This window comes from Pseudomonas sp. D3 (genome assembly GCF_029320995.1).
Lineage (GTDB): Bacteria > Pseudomonadota > Gammaproteobacteria > Pseudomonadales > Pseudomonadaceae > Aquipseudomonas > Aquipseudomonas paraveronii.
Window position 1 is genome coordinate 5,597,501 of sequence record NZ_CP119772.1, and the last position, 18,607, is coordinate 5,616,107.

Annotated in this window: 19 protein-coding genes and 1 pseudogene (1 of these 20 only partly in view); 6 read left to right on the forward strand and 14 right to left on the reverse strand. The window is 60.2% G+C overall.

The window, feature by feature from the left end:
• The 9 genes from msrQ to mrcB form a co-directional block, all read right to left on the reverse strand.
• Positions 1 to 472: the 5' portion of a protein-methionine-sulfoxide reductase heme-binding subunit MsrQ gene (gene msrQ / locus P3S72_RS25885; protein ID WP_276194891.1), read on the reverse strand. 149 nt of this gene lie to the left of the window's left edge; only the first 472 of its 621 coding nucleotides appear in the window; its start codon is at positions 470 to 472; its stop codon lies beyond the left edge, outside the window.
• Complete coding sequence (msrP, locus tag P3S72_RS25890; RefSeq protein ID WP_017847455.1) at positions 472 to 1,485, reverse strand: protein-methionine-sulfoxide reductase catalytic subunit MsrP; 1,014 nt, start codon at positions 1,483 to 1,485, stop codon at positions 472 to 474. The genes msrQ and msrP overlap by 1 nt, the downstream gene beginning before the upstream one ends.
• A gap of 63 nt (positions 1,486 to 1,548) precedes the next feature.
• On the reverse strand, positions 1,549 to 2,406 hold the full coding sequence (gene pssA / locus P3S72_RS25895; RefSeq protein WP_247405517.1) for a CDP-diacylglycerol--serine O-phosphatidyltransferase: 858 nt from the start codon (positions 2,404 to 2,406) through the stop codon (positions 1,549 to 1,551).
• Positions 2,407 to 2,549: 143 nt separating this feature from the next.
• Positions 2,550 to 3,566 carry a ketol-acid reductoisomerase gene (gene ilvC, locus P3S72_RS25900; RefSeq protein ID WP_007948647.1) on the reverse strand — a complete coding sequence of 339 codons (1,017 nt, stop codon included), beginning with the start codon at positions 3,564 to 3,566 and terminating at the stop codon, positions 2,550 to 2,552.
• Positions 3,567 to 3,613: 47 nt separating this feature from the next.
• A complete protein-coding gene (gene ilvN, locus P3S72_RS25905; protein WP_003176102.1) occupies positions 3,614 to 4,105 on the reverse strand; it encodes an acetolactate synthase small subunit in 492 nt (163 codons plus the stop codon).
• A gap of 2 nt (positions 4,106 to 4,107) precedes the next feature.
• On the reverse strand, positions 4,108 to 5,832 hold the full coding sequence (locus P3S72_RS25910) for an acetolactate synthase 3 large subunit (RefSeq protein ID WP_276194904.1): 1,725 nt from the start codon (positions 5,830 to 5,832) through the stop codon (positions 4,108 to 4,110).
• Between the two features lie 431 nt (positions 5,833 to 6,263).
• Complete coding sequence (locus P3S72_RS25915) at positions 6,264 to 6,593, reverse strand: YqcC family protein (RefSeq protein WP_247405521.1); 330 nt, start codon at positions 6,591 to 6,593, stop codon at positions 6,264 to 6,266.
• Entirely contained in the window at positions 6,593 to 7,327 is a 735-nt protein-coding gene (locus P3S72_RS25920; RefSeq protein WP_276194905.1) for a hypothetical protein, read from the reverse strand. Before P3S72_RS25920 ends, P3S72_RS25915 begins: the two co-directional genes overlap by 1 nt.
• 16 nt (positions 7,328 to 7,343) lie before the next feature.
• A complete protein-coding gene (gene mrcB, locus P3S72_RS25925; protein ID WP_276194906.1) occupies positions 7,344 to 9,668 on the reverse strand; it encodes a penicillin-binding protein 1B in 2,325 nt (774 codons plus the stop codon).
• A 118-nt stretch (positions 9,669 to 9,786) separates the two neighbouring features.
• On the opposite strand from mrcB, the gene P3S72_RS25930 reads away from it, so the two are divergent.
• From P3S72_RS25930 to P3S72_RS25940, 3 genes are all read left to right on the forward strand, one after another.
• Entirely contained in the window at positions 9,787 to 11,343 is a 1,557-nt protein-coding gene (locus P3S72_RS25930; RefSeq protein ID WP_276194908.1) for a bifunctional aminoglycoside phosphotransferase/ATP-binding protein, read from the forward strand.
• Positions 11,344 to 11,435: 92 nt separating this feature from the next.
• Positions 11,436 to 11,780, forward strand: coding sequence for a pentapeptide repeat-containing protein (locus tag P3S72_RS25935; protein ID WP_247402307.1), 345 nt, complete (start codon positions 11,436 to 11,438; stop codon positions 11,778 to 11,780).
• A 205-nt stretch (positions 11,781 to 11,985) separates the two neighbouring features.
• Entirely contained in the window at positions 11,986 to 12,258 is a 273-nt protein-coding gene (locus P3S72_RS25940; protein ID WP_247402305.1) for a TfoX/Sxy family protein, read from the forward strand.
• A gap of 239 nt (positions 12,259 to 12,497) precedes the next feature.
• Here P3S72_RS25940 and P3S72_RS25945 read toward each other — a convergent pair whose 3' ends face one another.
• From P3S72_RS25945 to P3S72_RS25955, 3 genes and pseudogenes are all read right to left on the reverse strand, one after another.
• Positions 12,498 to 13,265, reverse strand: a complete 768-nt coding sequence (locus P3S72_RS25945) for a heme ABC transporter ATP-binding protein (protein WP_276194910.1) — start codon at positions 13,263 to 13,265, stop codon at positions 12,498 to 12,500.
• A complete protein-coding gene (locus P3S72_RS25950; RefSeq protein ID WP_276194911.1) occupies positions 13,265 to 14,302 on the reverse strand; it encodes an iron chelate uptake ABC transporter family permease subunit in 1,038 nt (345 codons plus the stop codon). The genes P3S72_RS25945 and P3S72_RS25950 overlap by 1 nt, the downstream gene beginning before the upstream one ends.
• A gap of 13 nt (positions 14,303 to 14,315) precedes the next feature.
• Positions 14,316 to 14,475 (reverse strand): annotated as a pseudogene (locus P3S72_RS25955) (hemin ABC transporter substrate-binding protein); the annotation flags it as partial.
• A 156-nt stretch (positions 14,476 to 14,631) separates the two neighbouring features.
• Here P3S72_RS25955 and P3S72_RS25960 point away from each other — a divergent pair.
• Positions 14,632 to 14,949 (forward strand): Rieske (2Fe-2S) protein, encoded by a 318-nt coding sequence (locus tag P3S72_RS25960; protein ID WP_276194912.1) that lies wholly within the window; start codon positions 14,632 to 14,634, stop codon positions 14,947 to 14,949.
• Here P3S72_RS25960 and sfsA read toward each other — a convergent pair.
• The gene (gene sfsA, locus P3S72_RS25965) at positions 14,946 to 15,659 is read right to left on the reverse strand and encodes a DNA/RNA nuclease SfsA (RefSeq protein WP_276194913.1); all 714 of its coding nucleotides are present in this window, start codon (positions 15,657 to 15,659) and stop codon (positions 14,946 to 14,948) included. The two genes, P3S72_RS25960 and sfsA, sit on opposite strands and share 4 nt — an antisense overlap.
• Positions 15,659 to 16,831, reverse strand: coding sequence for a pyridoxal phosphate-dependent aminotransferase (locus tag P3S72_RS25970; protein WP_276194914.1), 1,173 nt, complete (start codon positions 16,829 to 16,831; stop codon positions 15,659 to 15,661). Before P3S72_RS25970 ends, sfsA begins: the two co-directional genes overlap by 1 nt.
• Positions 16,832 to 17,152: 321 nt before the next feature.
• Between P3S72_RS25970 and dksA the strand changes: the two genes are divergently transcribed.
• Complete coding sequence (gene dksA, locus P3S72_RS25975) at positions 17,153 to 17,596, forward strand: RNA polymerase-binding protein DksA (protein ID WP_247399809.1); 444 nt, start codon at positions 17,153 to 17,155, stop codon at positions 17,594 to 17,596.
• 84 nt (positions 17,597 to 17,680) lie between these two features.
• On the forward strand, positions 17,681 to 18,568 hold the full coding sequence (gene gluQRS, locus P3S72_RS25980) for a tRNA glutamyl-Q(34) synthetase GluQRS (RefSeq protein ID WP_276194915.1): 888 nt from the start codon (positions 17,681 to 17,683) through the stop codon (positions 18,566 to 18,568).
• Positions 18,569 to 18,607 lie beyond the last annotated feature (39 nt).

Genomic DNA, 18,607 nt, shown 5'->3' on the forward strand with positions numbered 1-18,607 from the left:
GCAGCAAGCCAAGACCAAGCACGCCATATACCAGTCGATGCAACTTCTTCCAACGGCTGCCCAACCGACGCTGGCTGTAGCGATTTGACGTCAGCGCCAGCACTAACAACGACAGGAAACCCAGCGTACCCACAATAATGTAGGGCCGCTTACGCAGCTCCACCCCCAGTTGCGACCAATCCAGCCCCAGCACAAACACACAATACGCAGCCAGGTGCAGCACCACATAAGCAAAGCACCACAACCCCAGTTGCCGCCGCACCGCAATCCACCCTGCCCAACCGCTCAACTTCTGCAGCGGTGTCATCGCCAGGGTAATCAGCAGCAGGATCAACGTGCCCAAGCCCAAGCGATCGACCAGCACCTTGCCTGGGTCCGGCCCCAATGCAGAACGCCATGCCTCATACAGCCAGAGCAACGGCCACGCCGCCGAGGCGATAAACACGCCGATGCGCCAGAGAGGGAAGCGCATCAGTAGTTCTTCCGCAGATCGAGGCCGGTATACAGAGCCGCCACTTCATCCGAGTACCCGTTGAACATCTGCGTCTCACGCACATTCGGGCTGAACAGACCGCTCGGCAAGCGCCGCTCACGCGCCTGCGTCCAACGGGGGTGATCGACCGTAGGGTTCACATTCGCATAAAACCCATACTCATTCGCCGCAATGCTCTGCCACGTGGTTTTCGGCTGCTCACTCACAAGACTGATACGCACGATGGACTTCACGCTCTTGAAGCCATACTTCCATGGCACCACCAACCGCAGCGGCGCGCCATTCTGGTTAGGCAACTCCCGCCCATACATCCCCACGGCCAGAATCGCCAAAGGGTTCATCGCCTCATCCAGACGCAGCCCTTCTACATAGGGCCAGTCGATCAAGCCGAAACTTGAGCGCTGGCCCGGCATGCTTTTGGGGTCCTGGAGTGTTTCGAAGCGGATGTACTTGGCTTTGGAGGTCGGTTCAACCTGTTTGAGCAACGCCGAGATGGGAAAGCCCATCCATGGAATAACCATCGACCACGCCTCCACACAGCGCAGGCGATAGATTCGCTCTTCCAATTGATAGGGCTTCATGAAGTCTTCCAGAGCATAACGCCCTGGTTTTGCGACCTCACCATCGATCACCACACTCCAAGGTTCGGTCTTGAGTGAACCCGCATTCGCCGCCGGGTCGCCCTTGTCCGTGCCGAACTCATAGAAGTTGTTGTAGTGGGTCGCGTCTTTGAACGGGGTGATGGCTTCGTCCTTGACGGTTACCGCCTGCCATTTCGTCCCCGGCAGTTTTTCGGCAAACCAGCCTGGCGCCTTGCCTGGCTCGACATCCGCATACCGCGCGGCATCGTCCGCACTGGCCCAACGCGGCAAGCTGCTGGCGGCAACACCGGCCAGCGCACCACCGAGTAAGCTACGGCGAGACAAGTAGAAGGATTCGGGGGTGACGTCCGATTCATGACAATCGGACGCTTTGGGCAATTTGATTAACATGGCAACTCCGCAGCATTGGAGAACTGATGCACCAATAGACTGCGGAGTATGGGGGAAATTACATTAAGGCAACGTTTTGTCCCGACGCAGTTGCAGCAGATACTGAATCGGCCCGGAAGCGGCATAGACCAGGAACGCCAGCAGCAGAATACGCGGCGGATCACTGAAGACCACGGCGAACACCAGCACCACCACAAGGATAGCCACGAAAGGCACGCGCCCCTTGAGGTCGAGCTCCTTGAAGCTGTTGTACTTGATGTTACTGACCATCAGCATGCCGGCGGCGGCAACCATCAAGGCCACCAAGAACGACATCTTCGACCCCTGGATGCCGTAGTCACTGAACGCCCAGACGATACCCGCCACCACGCCCGCCGCAGCAGGGCTGGCCAGGCCAATGAAGTAACGCTTGTCGGCGGTCCCCACCTGGGTATTGAAGCGTGCCAAGCGCAATGCGGCGCCCGCGACATAGATGAAGGCCACCATCCAGCCGACCTTGCCCATATCACCCAAGGCCCAGGCAAACGCCAGCAATGCAGGCGCGACACCAAAGGCAACCATGTCCGACAGCGAGTCATACTCGGCACCGAAGGCGCTTTGAGTGTTGGTCATGCGCGCCACACGACCATCGAGGCCGTCGAGCACCATGGCCACGAAGATCGCGATCGCCGCAAAACCGAAGTATTTGCTGGCACTCACCGCATCACCTGCCGCCAGCGCGCTCTGGGCGCTCATGGAATTGATGATGGAGTAGAACCCGGCAAACAGGTTCGCCGTAGTGAACAGATTGGGCAGGAGATAGATACCACGATGCCGGACCTTGCGGCCTTCCGCATCGTGCCCTTCTTCGACATGTTCATCGATCGGTAGCAGGCTATCGGCGTCAGAAGCCTGGTTTGGCTCTTCGGGACGTTCGCTCATGGACTTTACCTTGCAACGGTGTGAAAAAAACGACAGATACTTGCGGCGAGTGTTCGCCCGCAAACGATGCAGCTTTATACCAGAACCAGCCACCCAAACGAAAAAACGCGGCCTAAGCCGCGTTTTCTGTTGATGCATCCGACTTAGTTTTTGGCTTTGTCGACGATCTTGTTGGCACCGATCCACGGCATCATGGAACGCAGTTGCTCGCCGATGATTTCGATACCGTGAGCGGCGTTGTTACGACGCTTGGCGGTCATCGAAGGGTAGCCGGTAGCACCTTCGCTGATGAACATTTTGGCGTATTCGCCGTCCTGAATGCGTTTCAGGGCGTTGCGCATGGCCTGACGGGACTCGGCGTTGATCACTTCCGGGCCAGTCACGTACTCGCCGTATTCGGCGTTGTTGGAGATCGAGTAGTTCATGTTGGCGATACCGCCTTCGTACATGAGGTCCACGATCAGCTTCAGTTCGTGCAGGCATTCGAAGTAGGCCATTTCCGGCGCATAGCCGGCTTCAACCAGGGTTTCGAAACCGGCTTTGACCAGCTCAACGGTACCGCCACACAGAACGGCTTGTTCGCCGAACAGGTCGGTTTCGGTCTCGTCCTTGAAGGTGGTTTCGATGATGCCGGTACGACCGCCACCGACGCCAGCAGCGTAGGACAGCGCAACGTTCTTGGCGTTGCCCGATGCGTCTTGGTAGATCGCGATCAGGTCAGGGATACCGCCGCCTTTGACGAACTCGGAACGCACGGTGTGGCCCGGAGCCTTCGGCGCGATCATGATCACGTCGAGGTCAGCGCGTGGCACGACTTGGTTGTAGTGAATCGCGAAGCCGTGGGAGAAGGCCAGGGTGGCGCCCTTCTTGATGTTCGGCTCGATTTCGTTCTTGTACAGCGCGGACTGGAACTCATCCGGGGTCAGGATCATGACCAGGTCGGCAGCGGCAACAGCGGAAGCCACGTCAGTCACTTTCAGGCCGTGGGCTTCAGCCTTGGCAACAGTGGCCGAGCCTTTGCGCAGGCCAACAGTCACGTCAACGCCGGAATCTTTCAGGTTGCAAGCTTGCGCGTGGCCTTGGGAGCCGTAGCCGATGATGGCGACTTTCTTGCCCTGGATGATCGACAGGTCACAATCTTTTTCGTAATAAACTTTCATGAGGTTCCTCTATATATCCAGGCCTTAAGGCCATTCACTAATTTGGGTTAGATGCTGAGTACTTTGTCGCCACGGGCAATCCCGGTGACACCACTGCGTACGGTTTCCAGAATCGAGGCCGTCCCGATCGACTGGATGAAGCTGTCCAGCTTGTCGCTTGTACCGGTCAATTGCACGGTATAAACGCTGGCGCTCACATCGACGATCTGCCCGCGATAGATGTCGGTAGTACGCTTGATCTCGGCACGTTGGGCACCCGTGGCCTTGACTTTAACCAGCATCAGCTCGCGCTCGATGTGGGCACTTTCCGACAGGTCGACCAGCTTGACCACTTCGATCAGCTTGTTGAGGTTTTTGGTGATCTGCTCGATCACCTCATCGTGGCCCACGGTGGTCAACGTCAGACGCGACAGAGTCGGGTCTTCGGTCGGCGCCACGGTCAGGCTTTCGATGTTGTAGTTGCGTTGCGAAAACAAGCCGACAACACGAGACAGGGCGCCGGGTTCGTTCTCCAGAAGCAGGGAGATTATGTGCCGCATGATTAGGTACGCTCCGTCTTGTTCAGCCACATGTCACGCATAGAGCCGTCTTTGATCTGCATCGGGTAGACGTGCTCGCTGGTATCCACCTTAATATCGATGAACACCAGGCGGTCCTTCATGGCGAACGCTTCTTCCATCTTCGGCTTCAGATCTTTCAGATCGTTGATGCGAATACCGACGTGGCCGTAAGCCTCGACCAATTTGACGAAGTCCGGCAGCGATTCCATGTAGGAATGGGAGTGACGACTACCGTAGCTCATGTCCTGCCATTGACGAACCATGCCCAACACGCCGTTGTTCAGGCACACGATCTTCACCGGAAGGCCGTACTGCAGGCACGTCGACAGTTCCTGGATGTTCATCTGGATGCTGCCTTCGCCGGTCACGCATGCAACGTCGCTGTCCGGGAAGCTCAGTTTCACACCCATCGCGGCAGGGAAACCAAAGCCCATCGTGCCCAGGCCACCGGAGTTGATCCAACGGTTAGGCTTGTCGAACTTGTAGTACTGCGCGGCGAACATCTGGTGCTGGCCCACGTCGGAGGTCACAAAGGCGTCGCCCTTGGTCACTTCGCACAGGGTCTCGATCACGGTTTGTGGCTTGATGATGCTGCCGTCGCCCTTGTCATAAGGGAACAGGCCACGGTCGCCGCGCCATTCGTCGATCTGCTTCCACCAACTGGCGACGGATTCTTTGTTCGGCGTCTCGCCGATTTCCTTCAGCGCAGCGACCATTTCGGTCAACACGCTTTCCACCGGACCTACGATCGGCACGTCGGCCTTGATGGTCTTGGAAATGGACGCCGGATCGATGTCGATATGGATGATCTTGGCATTCGGGCAGAACTTGCTCGCGCCATTGATCACCCGGTCATCGAACCGAGCGCCCACGGCCAGGATCACATCGGCGTGGTGCATGGCCAGGTTGGCGGTGTAGCTGCCGTGCATGCCGAGCATGCCGACGAACTGACGGTCCGTCCCCGGGAATGCGCCGAGGCCCATCAGGGTGTTGGTCACCGGCAGGTTGAGCAACTTGGCCAGTTCGGTCAACGGTGCGGAACCGCCGCCCAGAATCACGCCACCGCCCGAGTACAGCACGGGACGCTTGGCCGCCAGGAGCATTTCTGCCGCCTTGCGGATCTGCCCCGAGTGCCCACGAACGGCCGGGCTGTAGGAACGCAGCTTGGCTTTCTTCGGGAAGACGTATTCGAATTTCTCAGCCGGGTTGGTCATGTCTTTCGGGATATCGACCACCACAGGGCCCGGGCGACCGGACTGTGCGAGGTAGAACGCCTTTTTCATGACTTCCGGGATTTCCGAGGCATGCTTGATCATGAAACTGTGTTTCACGATCGGCCGGGAGATACCGATCATGTCGGTTTCCTGGAATGCATCGGTACCGACCATGGTGCTAGCCACCTGGCCAGAAATGATCACCATCGGGATGGAGTCCATATAAGCAGTCGCGATGCCGGTAATGGCATTGGTTGCGCCTGGGCCGGAGGTTACCAGTACCACGCCGGCTTTACCGGTGGCACGGGCATAACCGTCAGCCATATGGGTTGCAGCCTGTTCGTGGCGAACCAGGATGTGGGTAACAGCCGGTTCCTTGAACAGTGCGTCATAGACATGCAGCAGAGCACCACCCGGGTACCCGTAGATATAGTCAACGCCTTCGTCACGCAAAAAGCGGACGAGCATCTCACCGCCAGATAAAAGCTCCACGTTGTTCACCTCTAAAACGCCAGAATACCGTCCGTTAAAAACCGACGGGTCTTAATAGGTTTACTTCTCAACAGAGCATGAGCGACGGTGGTCGCCGACTACGTCAGCACTGACTGAGCAAGTATTGGGATCGTCCCAAGTGTTGCGGGCTCTTCCCACCCAGCGCGAGGTAACGCGTTGCGGGTGTAACAGGTCGGCGCGGATGTGCGCCTCATGATCTGCTGAGTGGGCCTGCTTCTGGCAGTCCCGATACAGCGGACTTTGGATTCTTCTGTTTCAGGCCCTTCAAGTCAAGCAATAATTGCGCTTTTTTCCAACTAAGCGCATGAGAACGCAGAAGAAAGGGCTTTGAGGAGGGATAAAACTCGCCTGAATGTCGTCAAGCGGTAGAAATGTGCGCAAGACTGCCGGAAAAACCGGCAGCCAGGCAATTAACGAGCGTCGACGATCAATTGGTCGAACTTTTTCAGCGCATTGCGCAAACCCAGGCTTTCCAGCGGCCGGGAGGCGTAGACCATCTCGGCCATCTCCATGATCCCGGAAGCATTCGGCAGTGGCAGATCCTGTTCGAGGATCTGCTTCATGCGCATGAGGAAGATCCACTGCAGCCACTGATGGAAGTCCAGGGTGTCGACCGAAAAGGGCTCGACACTGCTGAGCGCCTCGGCGCTGGGGGACTCCTCGTCCCACCAGCCCTGCAGGCGCAATTCGCGCTCAATCAGCAACAGCTGTTCGGCAATCGCTGGAAAACGTACATCCATCAGAGGCTGACCTTGGCTTTTTGCCGAGCCTGGGCGGCGCCGGCGGCGTCACCTTGTGCGGCACGCGCATCGCCGATCAAGGCCCACAGGCTGGCCTGCAAATCAGGACGGCCGTTGGCCAGGGTCAGGCCACGCCGGGCGAACTGTTCGGCTTGCGGCGCATCGCCCTGGGCCATGCGCACCTGAGCCAGGCGATACAGCACCTGCGGTTCGCGTGGCGCAACGCGCTGGGCGCGCTCGAGGCTCGACGACGCACCGTTCAAGTCGCCACCGGCCTGCTGTTGCTGGGCAGTGGTGAGCAAGGCCAGTACCGGGCCGTCCAATTGCTCGTCAGCCGACAGGCCGCCCGCGCTGGAGGACGACGGAATGCCGCTTGGCGTCGACGGCATGGTGTAAGTGTTCTGATTGATCGGTGCCGCCTGGACCGGCGCGGAGTCAATCGGCCCCGACGTGCTTGGCCCAGGCGTCCACGGCTCGGCGCTGATTGGCGCCGATGTCGCGGCACCGCCGCCAGGCACCATCACCACCACACCCGAATCCTGCGGCACGGCACGGGTCGCGGCCTGGGTAGGACGCTTGGTCACGGTCTGGCGGAAACCGCCATTGGCCGAGATCCGATCGCTATTGGAGACGGCCGTGCTCGAGTCCACCACGGGAATGGAGCCGCGCTGAACGCTGGAGCAACCGCCGAGCAAAGCCAGAGCTGTAATAGCTGGAATCCACCACTTGTTCACTTGAAACCCTCTTTGCTTAATTCATCCAGCCCTTGACCCAATCCATCACCGATTCCGCGCTCGCAGGGGCACTGCCGCCGCATGCGGCACCGGGTGGTGGTTCGCTGCCGCGAATATACGGCATCTGCACCGAGCCCGGACAGTTGGCATCGGAGCCCTGGCCGGTGTGCGGATCAATCCAGGCCAGCACGATGTTGTCCGGCTGCGGCATGCTCAGCGGCAGCGGATCAGCCTTGCGCATAAAACTGGTCCAGACCTGCAATGCACCGGTCGCCCCGGTGAACGGCGTCTTGCCGTTGTCATCACGCCCCAGCCAGACCACGGCCAGCACATCCTGACCGAACCCTGCGAACCAGCTGTCACGCGAATCGTTACTGGTGCCGGTCTTGCCCGCCAGCGTCAGGTTGGAGGGCAGGACCTTGTACACAGAGCTGCCGGTGCCTTCGCGCATCACGCGCTGCATGGCGTTCTGGATCAGGTAGATGGAGCCCGCATCGAAGCGCTGCTGAATCTGGAACGGATAGCGCTTGAGCGGCTCGCCTTCGGCCGTCAGCACGCTGCGAATCCCGCGCATCGGCGTGTTGAAACCACCGTTGGCGAGGGTCTGGTACATGGTCGCTACTTCCATCGGCGTCATTGCACCGGCGCCCAGAAGGATCGACGGAAAGGCCGGGAATTCACGGGTGATGCCCAGGCGTGCCAGCGTTTTGAGGACGTTCGGCACACCCACGTCAAGCCCCAGGCGCGAGGTCGAGATGTTGTAGGAATGCGCCAGCCCCTGGTACAGGAACACCGTACCGTGGGAACGACGATCAAAGTTCTGCGGCGTCCACACCTGGCCGTCGGCACCTTTGACCGACAGCGGGTCATCCGACAGCCAGCTCGTCAGGGTGTATTTGCTCGGTTTTTCCAACGCTGTCAGGTACACCGCCGGCTTGACCAGCGACCCGATCGGCCGCACCGCATCCAGCGCGCGGTTGAAGCCGGCAAAACTGGCCTGGCGACTGCCGATCATGGCCTGGACCTCACCGGTTTCCGGGTTGGTCACCACCATGGCCGCTTCAACTTCGTCGGAACCCTTACGCCCCGCCAGACGCTTGAAGGTGTCGTTGACCGACGCTTCGGCTTTCATCTGCAGGATCGGGTCGAAACTGGTGAAGATCCGCAGGCCTTCCTCGGTCAAGTCTTCGTCGCGGTAGTCTTCACGCAACTGGCGTTTGACCAGGTCGATAAAGCCTGGGAAGGAGCTGTCCGCCAGCTTGCCGCGAGTGGTGACACTCAGTGGCATTTTCTTCGCAGCGGCAACCTGTTCAGCCGTGGCGACGCCCTGCTGCTCCAACACATCGAGCACCAGATTACGCCGCTCAAGCGCCCGTTCAGGGTTGCGCCGTGGGTTGTAGTAAGACGGCCCCTTGACCATGCCCACCAGCAACGCGACCTGATGCAACTTCAGCTCGGACAGCGGCTGGCCGAAGAAGAACTGGCTGGCCAGACCGAAACCGTGGACCGCGCGCTGGCCGTCCTGGCCGACGAACACCTCGTTGAGGTAAGCCTCAAGGATTTCTTGCTTGCTGTAATGCAACTCCAGCAGCATCGCCATCATGGCTTCGGTGAGTTTACGGGTCAGGCTGCGCTCGTTGGTGAGGTAGAAGTTCTTCACCAACTGCTGGGTCAGCGTACTGCCGCCCTGGGTCATTTTGCCGCCGGAGGTGTTGACCCAAATCGCACGGGCGATGGACTTCGGCGACACGCCCCAGTGGCTGTAGAAATCGCGGTCTTCCACGGCGACCAGGGTTTCGAGCAGGTACGGCGGCACCTGATCGAGCTTGATCAGGATGCGATCTTCCAGGTTTTTCGGGTAAATCCCGCCGATCATCAACGGTTCCAGGCGCACCACGGGCAGCTTCGAGCCGTTCAGCGACGACAGCTCGGCCACGTAGTCGCCGGAGAAGCGCACGCGCACCGGCTGGGCTTTTTCCAGGCCTTCATAGAACTGGAAGCCACGGGTGTTCAGGTCCACGGTATTGCCGCTGACGGCGGCAGCGCCGGGGCCATTGCTCACGGGTTCGCGGCGGTAGCCCAAGGCGTCGAGTTCGGTAAGGAAGTCATCCTTGCTCAGCTTCTGGCCGGTGAACAGTTCCAGCGGGCGGGCGTACACCTTGGCTGGAATGGTCCAGCGCTTACCGGAGAATTTTTCCTGGACCACTGCGTCGAGGTACACCGCAAAGCCGGCGAGCACCACAAAGCCCACCAGGCTGAGCTTGAGCGCCCAGCCCAGCCACGGGCGCAGGCCGCGGGAAGGAGGTTTTTTACGGGAACGGGGAGATCGGGTTCGAGTCATGGCGGCGGATTATACGCACTTTATTGACGATCAACATGCGCCGGACAGCGGTTTGCATGGCAGGCATCAGCAGCCATAATGCCCGCCATGATTTCCCCCAGACTTTGAAGGATCGCCCGTGAGCCAGTCCCTGATCGCAGCCCTGCAGAACCAGGCTTTATACCCCCATCCGGTTGAAGCATTCCAAGTCATTGAGACCCATATTTCCTGGGTCATACTGACCGGCCCCTACGCCTATAAACTGAAAAAGCCGATGAACTTCGGCTTTCTGGACTTCACCAAGCTGGAAGATCGGGGGCATTTCTGCAACGAAGAGCTGCGCCTCAACCAGCGGCTGACCGAAGATTTGTATCTTGAAGTGTTGCCGATCACCGGCACGGCCGAAGCCCCGCAACTGGGCGGCGACGGTCCGGTCATCGAATACGCCCTGAAAATGCGTCAATTCCCGCAAAGCCAGTTGCTCAGCACCTTGCAAGCCAACGGTGAGCTGACCAGCGCGCACATCGACGAGATGGCCAAACAGATCGCGCACTTCCACCTCACCGCACCGAAAGTGCCGCAAGAGCACCCGGCCGGCACCCCGGACGAGGTGATGACACCGGTACGCCAGAATTTCGATCAGATCCGCCCGTTCCTCAGCGACAAGGCTGACCTGCAGCAACTCGAAGCCCTGCAAGCCTGGGCCGAAAGCAGCTTCGAACGCCTCAAGCCGCTGCTGGCACAGCGCAAGCTCGATGGTTTCACCCGCGAGTGCCACGGCGACATCCACCTAGGCAATGCCACCTTGATTGATGGCCACGTGGTGATCTTCGACTGCATCGAGTTCAACGAACCGTTTCGCTTCACCGACGTGTACGCCGACACCGGCTTCCTGGCCATGGACCTGGAAGACCGCGGCCTCAAATCCCTGGCTCGCCGCTTCATCAGCCAATACCTCGAACTGACCGGCGACTACCAGGGCCTGGAACTGCTGAACTTCTATAAAGCCTACCGCGCGCTGGTACGGGCCAAAGTCTCGCTGTTCAGCATGCCCAGCGAAGCGAGCCCGGTGCAACGCGCCACCACCCTGCGCCAATACCGCAACTACGCCAACCTGGCGGAAAGCTACAGCACTATTCCTTCGCGCTTTCTGGCGATTACCCACGGCGTTTCGGCGGTGGGCAAAAGCCATGTGGCCATGCGCCTGGTGGAAGCCTTGGGTGCCGTTCGCCTGCGTTCGGACGTGGAGCGCAAGCGCCTGTTTGGTGAGCAACAGGTGGAAAACACGCCACAGGCCGGCATCTATGCTGCCGACGCCAGCGCAAAAACCTACGCACGCCTGAACGAAATCGCCGAGACCGTGCTACGCGCCGGCTTCCCGGTGGTACTCGATGCGACCTTCTTGAAGCGCGCACAACGCGATGCCGCCGCCAAAGTGGCCGAAGCGACGGGCGCGCCCTTCCTGATCCTGGACTGCAACGCGCCGCAGGCCGTTATTGCCAACTGGCTGGCACAACGTCAGGCAGACCATAACGACCCGTCCGACGCTACACTGACGGTTATTGAAGAACAGCAAGCCCATCGCGACCCCCTGACGGCCGAAGAGCTGCTGCTGAGCAAGCGCGTCGAGACCAATCAAAGCGGAACCCTCGATGCACTGGTTGCGCAAATTCGCCAACGCCTGCCAGGTCTGTAAGAAAAACTTCTTGGTCGCGTCGCCATCTTAGGCGAGCGGCCAAACAATAGTGGCACTATAATGGCGCCATAAGTCCAACAGGTGTCGCTATCATGAGTCATCCAAAGCTTCTTGATACCCCGCTCTATTCGCTCCTGCACAAAGACGATATTCGCGGTTTCAACCAGGAACGCCCCACAGACGGCGTCATCGACATGCGTGGTGGCGACTTCCGAGGGCTGGATCTGCGCGATCTGAATGCCAGCGGCGTGGATTTCACCGACGCGTATTTCCGTTCTGCCGATTTGCGCGGGCTGGACTTGCGCGAGTGCTCATTGGAAGGCGCGAGCCTGGCCCACGCGCAGATTTCGGGCACCTACTTCCCGCCAGAACTGACGGCCGACGAGATCCTCATGTCGGTCAATTTCGGCACGCGCCTGCGCTACCGCACCAAGTAATACGCTCCCCCCCAAGCCCCGGTTACGTGCAACACGGACCGGGGACTTCCTGCCTGCCCGGCATAAAACGCTCGCACCATTCTTATAAGCATTTGCGCCGTTCCTGAGCAAAGAACTACGCTTTTCCTACTGAGCGCTACACTCCTTTTCAGGCTTGCCTGGTCACGACACCCACCGCACCATTCGGCCGTCGCAAGGAGGCTCGATGAACGATGAGCTGCAACACCTGAGAAACCTTGGCAAGACCTCGGCGCAATGGCTGCACGCGGTGGGCATCCACAGTGCGTCAGACCTGCGTCGCCTGGGGGCGGTCGATGCTTATCGAGCCGTGCGCACTCGCGGCTTCCGTGCATCGAAAGTCTTGCTGTATGCAATCGAAGGGGCGTTGATGGATGTGCATTGGAACGACATTCCTGCCGAACGCAAGGAAGCGCTGAACCGCCAATTAGAGGCGATCTCGGCGCGCCAGAAGAATTAGATCGGCGATCCCACCCAACGCTCAGTGGCATTGCGAACGAGCACTTGAGAAAAGCAGAAGGGCTCGCGAAAACAAATCTTGACTCTTAAATGAGAATCGTTATGATTATCGCAACTGGTCGCGAGATCAGCCGATAACTGAAAGACCATTGGTTCGGACTCTCAGATTATCTCCTCATCAGGCTAATCACGGTTATTTGACCCGGCTCTTGCCGGGTCTTTTTTTGCCTATAAAAAGCCTCAGCGAGCAATGATCAATGGATGCCCGCGCTCCGGATGCGGCTGCACCAGTACATCCAGCCCGAATACCGCTTTAAGCGGCTCAGGTCGCAGAACCTGTGCCGGGGTATCCAGCGCATGGGGCCGGCCCTCGTCCAGCAACAGAATCCGGTCGCAGTAACGCGCCGCCAGGTTCAGGTCATGGAGGATCACCAGCACCGCTGCTCCTCGGTCAGCAAAGGTGCGGATCGCCTGCAAGGTCGTGTGCTGATGCAAAGGGTCAAGCATCGAGGTCGGCTCATCCAGCAGCAACGTCTGCCCCGCCTGCCCGGGCCATAACTGCGCCAGCACCCGCGCCAGGTGAACACGCTGACGCTCGCCGCCCGACAATGCCAGGTAACTGCGACCGCTCAAGTGCGCGACATCCGCAGCCCGCAACGCGGCATCGATAATCTCGTCATCACGCACCCGCCCGGTCTGATGAGGCAAGCGGCCCATGCCGACCACCTCCTCGACACGAAAGGCGAAATCCAGGGTTGAGGCCTGCGGCAACACAGCCAGGCGTTGGGCGCGTTGCGACCCGCTCCAATCCTTCAGCTCGTGCTGATCCAGCCACACCGTGCCTTGATCCGGATGCAGCTCCCCGCACAACGCGCCGAGCAAAGTACTCTTGCCCGCGCCATTCGGGCCCAGCACGCCAAGCACCTGGCCAGGCAACAGCTCCAAAGTGACCTCCGCCAGTACGGTTTTGCGACCGCGACGGATCTTCAGCCCCTCCACTCGCAGCATCAGGCGCGCCCTCGCAACAACAGGTAAAGAAAAAATGGCGCGCCAATCAACGCGGTGACAATACCGATCGGCAACTCCGCTGGCGCCAAGGCCAGGCGCGCGACCAGATCCGCCAACAGCAGCAAGCTCGCCCCCGCCAACACCGAGGCGGGTAACAGCACGCGGTGATCCGGCCCCGCCAGCAACCGAACAAGGTGCGGAACCACCAGGCCGACAAAGCCGATCATCCCCGCCGCCGCTACCGCCGCACCTACGCCAAGCGCAGTGCAGAACACCAATTCGCGCTTGAGCCGCTCAACATCAACCCCGAGATGACCGGCCTCGGATTCGCCGAGCAACAGTGCATTCAATGCCTTCGCCCGGCGCGGCAGCCACAACGCCACGCTGGCGCTCACCAGCAGCAACGGCCAGAGGCGCGAATAGCTGGCGCCATTGAGGCTGCCCAGGTTCCAGAAAGTCAGCGTGCGCAGGGTGGCGTCATCAGCCAAGTAGGTAAACAGGCCCACCGCCGAACTGGCGAGCGCCGTGATGGCGATGCCGGCGAGCAGCATGGTGGCGACATGGGTCTGGCCGTTGCGCCGGCCCAGTCGATAGACCAGCGCCGTAACCCCCAACCCTCCGAGAAACGCGCACAACGACAACAGATACGGGCCGAACACCTCCGGCAACCCGCCCAAAAACGAACCACCGACAATAGCGAAAGCCGCACCGAGTGCCGCACCACTGGACACGCCGACCAACCCCGGATCCGCCAGCGGGTTGCGGAACAACCCCTGCATCGCCACGCCCGACAATGCCAATACGCCGCCCACCGCCAGCCCCAGCAAGGTCCGCGGCAAACGGATCTGCCCGAGAATCAGCTCTGCCTGCTCCAGGCCGCTGGCCCCGATCGGCACGCCCATCAAGCGCAAAGCCGCCCTGAGCGTATCCAGCAACGGCAAGCTGACCGGCCCCAGCGCCAATGAAAGCCAGATCGCCAGGACACACAACAGCGTCAGGCCGATAAACAGCGTTCGGGGCTTCACCAGCGTACTCATGGGGCCGGTATGACCTGGGACGGATCGACGCCGGCCGACAACTGCCGCAGATAGCCGATGCTCGGTAACGCCCCACCGGCACTCACCCAGCGCTGCGGCAGTTGCGAGGCGTGCGCCGCGTGGTTGAGCATCATTCCGACAACAAGCGCAATAGCGCTGGCACTCAGGAGCATAACCGGGTTTCCTTCCAAGGACGGGGCCGCTGAAACACTCATGGATGTGACAGATGCCCCTTGCTGGGCATCGTACTGAGCGCCCAGTCAGCTAACGGGCGAAGCCTGCATTTGATAAATGTTTGCATTTCAACATCAAGGCACTTAAGGATTGGAATGAAGTTTCTCTGCCCCTCTGACACCCTCGCCCCAGACAGCAGCCGTGGTTTTGATATCGACGGGCGCAAACTGTTGGCTGTCCGCCGCGACGGCACTGCCTACTTCTATCTCAATCGCTGCCCCCATCGCGGCGTCCCGCTGGAATGGCAGCCCGATCAGTTCCTCGACGCCAGCGCCAGCCTGATCCAATGCGCCACCCACGGCGCACTGTTCCTGATCGAGAGCGGCGAGTGCATCGCCGGCCCCTGCGCGGGTCAAAGCCTCACCGCCCTGCGCGGCCGTGAAGACGAACAGGGCCTGTGGGTGGAACTCTAGTCGCCGAGCAGCACGTCCAAGCGACGCTCGACGTAAATTTCCTCGGCCGTGACGCGCACGCCATACGCCAACACCTCCACGCCAGCGGCTTTGGCCTCGCGCAGAGCTGCGGCGTAGGCCGCGTCGATTTCCACCGCAGGGCGCACCGCGTCAATCCCCGAGAGGTTGACGCAATACAACTGCACCGCCCGCACGCCATCACGGGCCAGGTGTGCCAGCTCGCGCAGATGCTTGGCACCGCGCAGGGTCACGGCGTCCGGGAACGCCGCAATCGAGGTGCCATCAAACCCCAGGGTCACGCTTTTGACTTCGACATAGGCCGCCCCCTCGGGGTAATCCAGGCGAAAATCAATGCGGCTTTTCTCTTGGCCGTAAGGCACTTCACGCTTCAATGCGCTAAAGCCGTTGAGCTCGGTGATGACCCCGGCATGCAACGCTTCCTCAACCAGTTGGTTGGCACGCGCCGTATTGACGCACGCGAGGCGGCCTTGAGGCGTCTCGGCAATTTCCCAGGTGCCGGGCAACTTGCGCTTGGGGTCAGCAGAGCGACTGAACCAGACCTGCCCGCCCTCGACCATGCAATTGAGCATCGAACCGGTATTGGGGCAGTGAATGGTCAAGAACTCGCCGGTAACGGTTTCGATATCGGTGAGAAAACGCTTGTAGCGGCGAATCAGCCGCGCCTCTTCGAGGGGAGGATGAAAGCGCATCAGCCCTGCCAGCTGCGCAGGCCGCGGGCGATACGCTCCACCGCCTCTTGTAGCCGATCAAGGTTTTGCGTGTAGGCAAAGCGCACATGGTGACCGGCTTGATAGCGACCGAAATCCAGCCCTGGGGTGAACGCCACATGCTCGATCTCAAGGAAATGACGGCAGAACGCGAAGGCATCACCGCCGAACGCGCTGATATCGGCGTACAAATAGAACGCGCCTTCCGGTTCGACGGCAATACCGAAGCCCAACTCGCGCAGGGCCGGCAGCAGGAAATCACGACGACGACCGAACTCGGCGCGACGCTCTTCCAGAATACTCAGGGTTTGCGCGGTAAAGCAGGCCAGCGCTGCGTACTGCGCCATGCTGGGAGCGCTGATGTAGAGGTTTTGCGCCAGCTTCTCCAGTTCACCGACCGCATCGGGCGGCGCCACCAGCCAACCCAGGCGCCAGCCGGTCATGCCGAAATACTTCGAAAAACTATTTAGGACAAACGCGTCATCGTCGACTTCCAGCACGCTGGCAGCGTCGGTGCCATAAGTGAGCCCGTGGTAGATCTCGTCCACCACCAGATGGCCGTTACGCGCCTTGATTGCGCTCGACAACCCGGCCAGTTCGTCCCTCGTAAGGATGGTGCCGGTCGGGTTGGCTGGCGACGCGACCAGCGCGCCGACGCTGTCCTGGTTCCAGTGCTTGGCCACCAGGTCGGCGGTCAATTGATAACGCACGTCCGGGCCGACGGGCACCAACTGCGCCGCGCCCTCCACCAGGCGCAGGAAGTGCCGGTTACACGGGTAACCCGGGTCGGCCAACAGCCAGTGTTTACCGGGGTCCACCAGCAGGCTGCTGGCCAACAGCAACGCGCCGGAGCCGCCCGGGGTGATCAGGATGCGCTCGGGGTCCACGCTCAGGCCGTAGCGTTGCTGGTAGAAACCGCTGATGGCATGGCGCAGTTCCGGCAGGCCGCGAGCTGCGGTATAGCGGGTCTTGCCATTGGCCAGCGCGGCCTGGCCGGCCTGGATGATCGGTTCGGCGGTGGTGAAATCCGGTTCACCGATTTCCAGATGGATCACATCATGGCCTGCCGCCTGCAGTTCATTGGCTCGCGCCAGCAACGCCATGACATGAAAAGGTTCGATGGCGCGACTGCGCGCACTGTAGGGCTGAGCCATTAGCCTTCCTTAACGGTGAGGACAAAAATAGCGATTCTACCGAACCCTCGCGGTAAAACATGCTCTATTGCCTGCTCAGCCATCCAAGATGAGCCCGGCAAGCGCTTGCAAAACGACTAAAATTAACCTTCGAGGCGATTCATACCCAGCCACAGCGGGCTGCTGCCATTTGCAACCTCTGCGTGATGGGCCTCGACAACCGGGAGTGGCGCGCCCTGAATCTATCTGGTAAGTTCGCCCGCTTGCAGCCGCAGGGCCGGCAGGTGTCGGTGACGTTGCAATCCTGCGCAATGGATTAGAAGAGTGAGAGGCGGTCTATTCATGTCCACCCAAGCAAAGCAACAGCAATCCCCAGGCCTCAGCGGCTTCGAACCTTACGTCGAGAAGAAAGGTGAGGAGTACATGGGCGAGCCCATGCGCGAGCACTTCACCAAGATCCTTAACAAGTGGAAACAGGACTTGATGCAGGAGGTCGACCGTACCGTTGACCATATGAAGGACGAAGCTGCCAATTTTCCTGATCCGGCCGACCGTGCGAGCCAGGAAGAAGAGTTCGCCCTTGAACTGCGCGCCCGTGATCGCGAGCGCAAGCTGATCAAGAAGATCGACAAGACGCTGCAGTTGATCAAAGACGAAGAATACGGCTGGTGCGAATCCTGCGGCATCGAAATCGGTATTCGCCGCCTGGAAGCACGTCCGACCGCCGATATGTGCGTGGACTGCAAGAATCTGGCAGAAATAAAGGAAAAACAGGTCGGCAAGTAATCCCTGCCGAACTGAACGAATGGGGCGTACAAACGCCCCATTTTTGTTTCTGGCGTTCAGCGATTTTCCAGTAGTATCCGGCCCATGACAGCCTCTCCCTATATCGGGCGTTTCGCCCCCACGCCCAGCGGCCATCTGCACTTCGGCTCGCTGGTCGCCGCCCTCGCCTCCTACCTCGACGCCCGCGCCAACCATGGCCGCTGGTTGATGCGTATGGAAGACCTCGACCCTCCACGCGAAGAACCCGGCGCCCAGGCGGCAATCCTGCACGCCCTGGAAAGCTACGGTTTTGAGTGGGACGGTGAACGGGTCCGACAAAGCGATCGGCACGACGCCTACGCCAAGGTGCTGAACGACCTGTTCAACCACGGCTTGGCCTATGCCTGCACCTGCTCGCGTAAACAACTGGAGCCCTACCACGGGATTTACCCAGGTTTGTGCCGTAATGCCGGTCACGACCAGCACGATGCAGCCATCCGCCTTCGCGTTCCGGAGTTGGAATACCACTTTACCGACCGCGTACAGGGCGAGTTCCGACAACACCTGGGCCGCGATGTAGGCGATTTCGTCATCCGCCGCCGCGATGGCCTCTACGCCTACCAACTGGCCGTAGTGCTGGATGACGCCTGGCAAGGTGTTACCGACATCGTCCGCGGCGCCGACCTGCTCGACTCCACGCCACGCCAGTTGTACCTGCAAGAATTATTGGGGCTGCGCCAACCGCGCTACCTGCACGTGCCGCTGATCATCCAGCCGGACGGTAACAAGTTGGGCAAATCCTATCGTTCCCCGCCCTTGACCATGGACCAGGCCACGCCTTTGCTGTTGAGAGCCTTGCGCGCCCTCGGCCAGCAACCCGGCGACGAGCTGCTTCACGCCAGCCCACGGGAACTGCTGGATTGGGGCATTGCACACTGGGATGCGCGGCTGATCCCGCGCACACTCACGCTGGCCGAAACACAGTTGCGCTGAAGGCGCTTGCAGCCGGCCAGGCATCCGTTACCATCGCCG

What these genes read in the sequence shown, in the direction of transcription:
- msrP (WP_017847455.1), bottom strand. Translation starts at nt 1,485, where the DNA reads ATGTTAATCAAATTGCCCAAAGCGTCCGATTGTCATGAATCGGACGTC.
- pssA (WP_247405517.1), bottom strand. Translation starts at nt 2,406, where the DNA reads ATGAGCGAACGTCCCGAAGAGCCAAACCAGGCTTCTGACGCCGATAGC.
- ilvC (WP_007948647.1), bottom strand. Translation starts at nt 3,566, where the DNA reads ATGAAAGTTTATTACGAAAAAGATTGTGACCTGTCGATCATCCAGGGC.
- ilvN (WP_003176102.1), bottom strand. Translation starts at nt 4,105, where the DNA reads ATGCGGCACATAATCTCCCTGCTTCTGGAGAACGAACCCGGCGCCCTG.
- P3S72_RS25915 (WP_247405521.1), bottom strand. Translation starts at nt 6,593, where the DNA reads ATGGATGTACGTTTTCCAGCGATTGCCGAACAGCTGTTGCTGATTGAG.
- mrcB (WP_276194906.1), bottom strand. Translation starts at nt 9,668, where the DNA reads ATGACTCGAACCCGATCTCCCCGTTCCCGTAAAAAACCTCCTTCCCGC.
- P3S72_RS25935 (WP_247402307.1), top strand. Translation starts at nt 11,436, where the DNA reads ATGAGTCATCCAAAGCTTCTTGATACCCCGCTCTATTCGCTCCTGCAC.
- P3S72_RS25940 (WP_247402305.1), top strand. Translation starts at nt 11,986, where the DNA reads ATGAACGATGAGCTGCAACACCTGAGAAACCTTGGCAAGACCTCGGCG.
- P3S72_RS25945 (WP_276194910.1), bottom strand. Translation starts at nt 13,265, where the DNA reads ATGCTGCGAGTGGAGGGGCTGAAGATCCGTCGCGGTCGCAAAACCGTA.
- P3S72_RS25950 (WP_276194911.1), bottom strand. Translation starts at nt 14,302, where the DNA reads ATGAGTACGCTGGTGAAGCCCCGAACGCTGTTTATCGGCCTGACGCTG.
- P3S72_RS25960 (WP_276194912.1), top strand. Translation starts at nt 14,632, where the DNA reads ATGAAGTTTCTCTGCCCCTCTGACACCCTCGCCCCAGACAGCAGCCGT.
- sfsA (WP_276194913.1), bottom strand. Translation starts at nt 15,659, where the DNA reads ATGCGCTTTCATCCTCCCCTCGAAGAGGCGCGGCTGATTCGCCGCTAC.
- P3S72_RS25970 (WP_276194914.1), bottom strand. Translation starts at nt 16,831, where the DNA reads ATGGCTCAGCCCTACAGTGCGCGCAGTCGCGCCATCGAACCTTTTCAT.
- dksA (WP_247399809.1), top strand. Translation starts at nt 17,153, where the DNA reads ATGTCCACCCAAGCAAAGCAACAGCAATCCCCAGGCCTCAGCGGCTTC.
- gluQRS (WP_276194915.1), top strand. Translation starts at nt 17,681, where the DNA reads ATGACAGCCTCTCCCTATATCGGGCGTTTCGCCCCCACGCCCAGCGGC.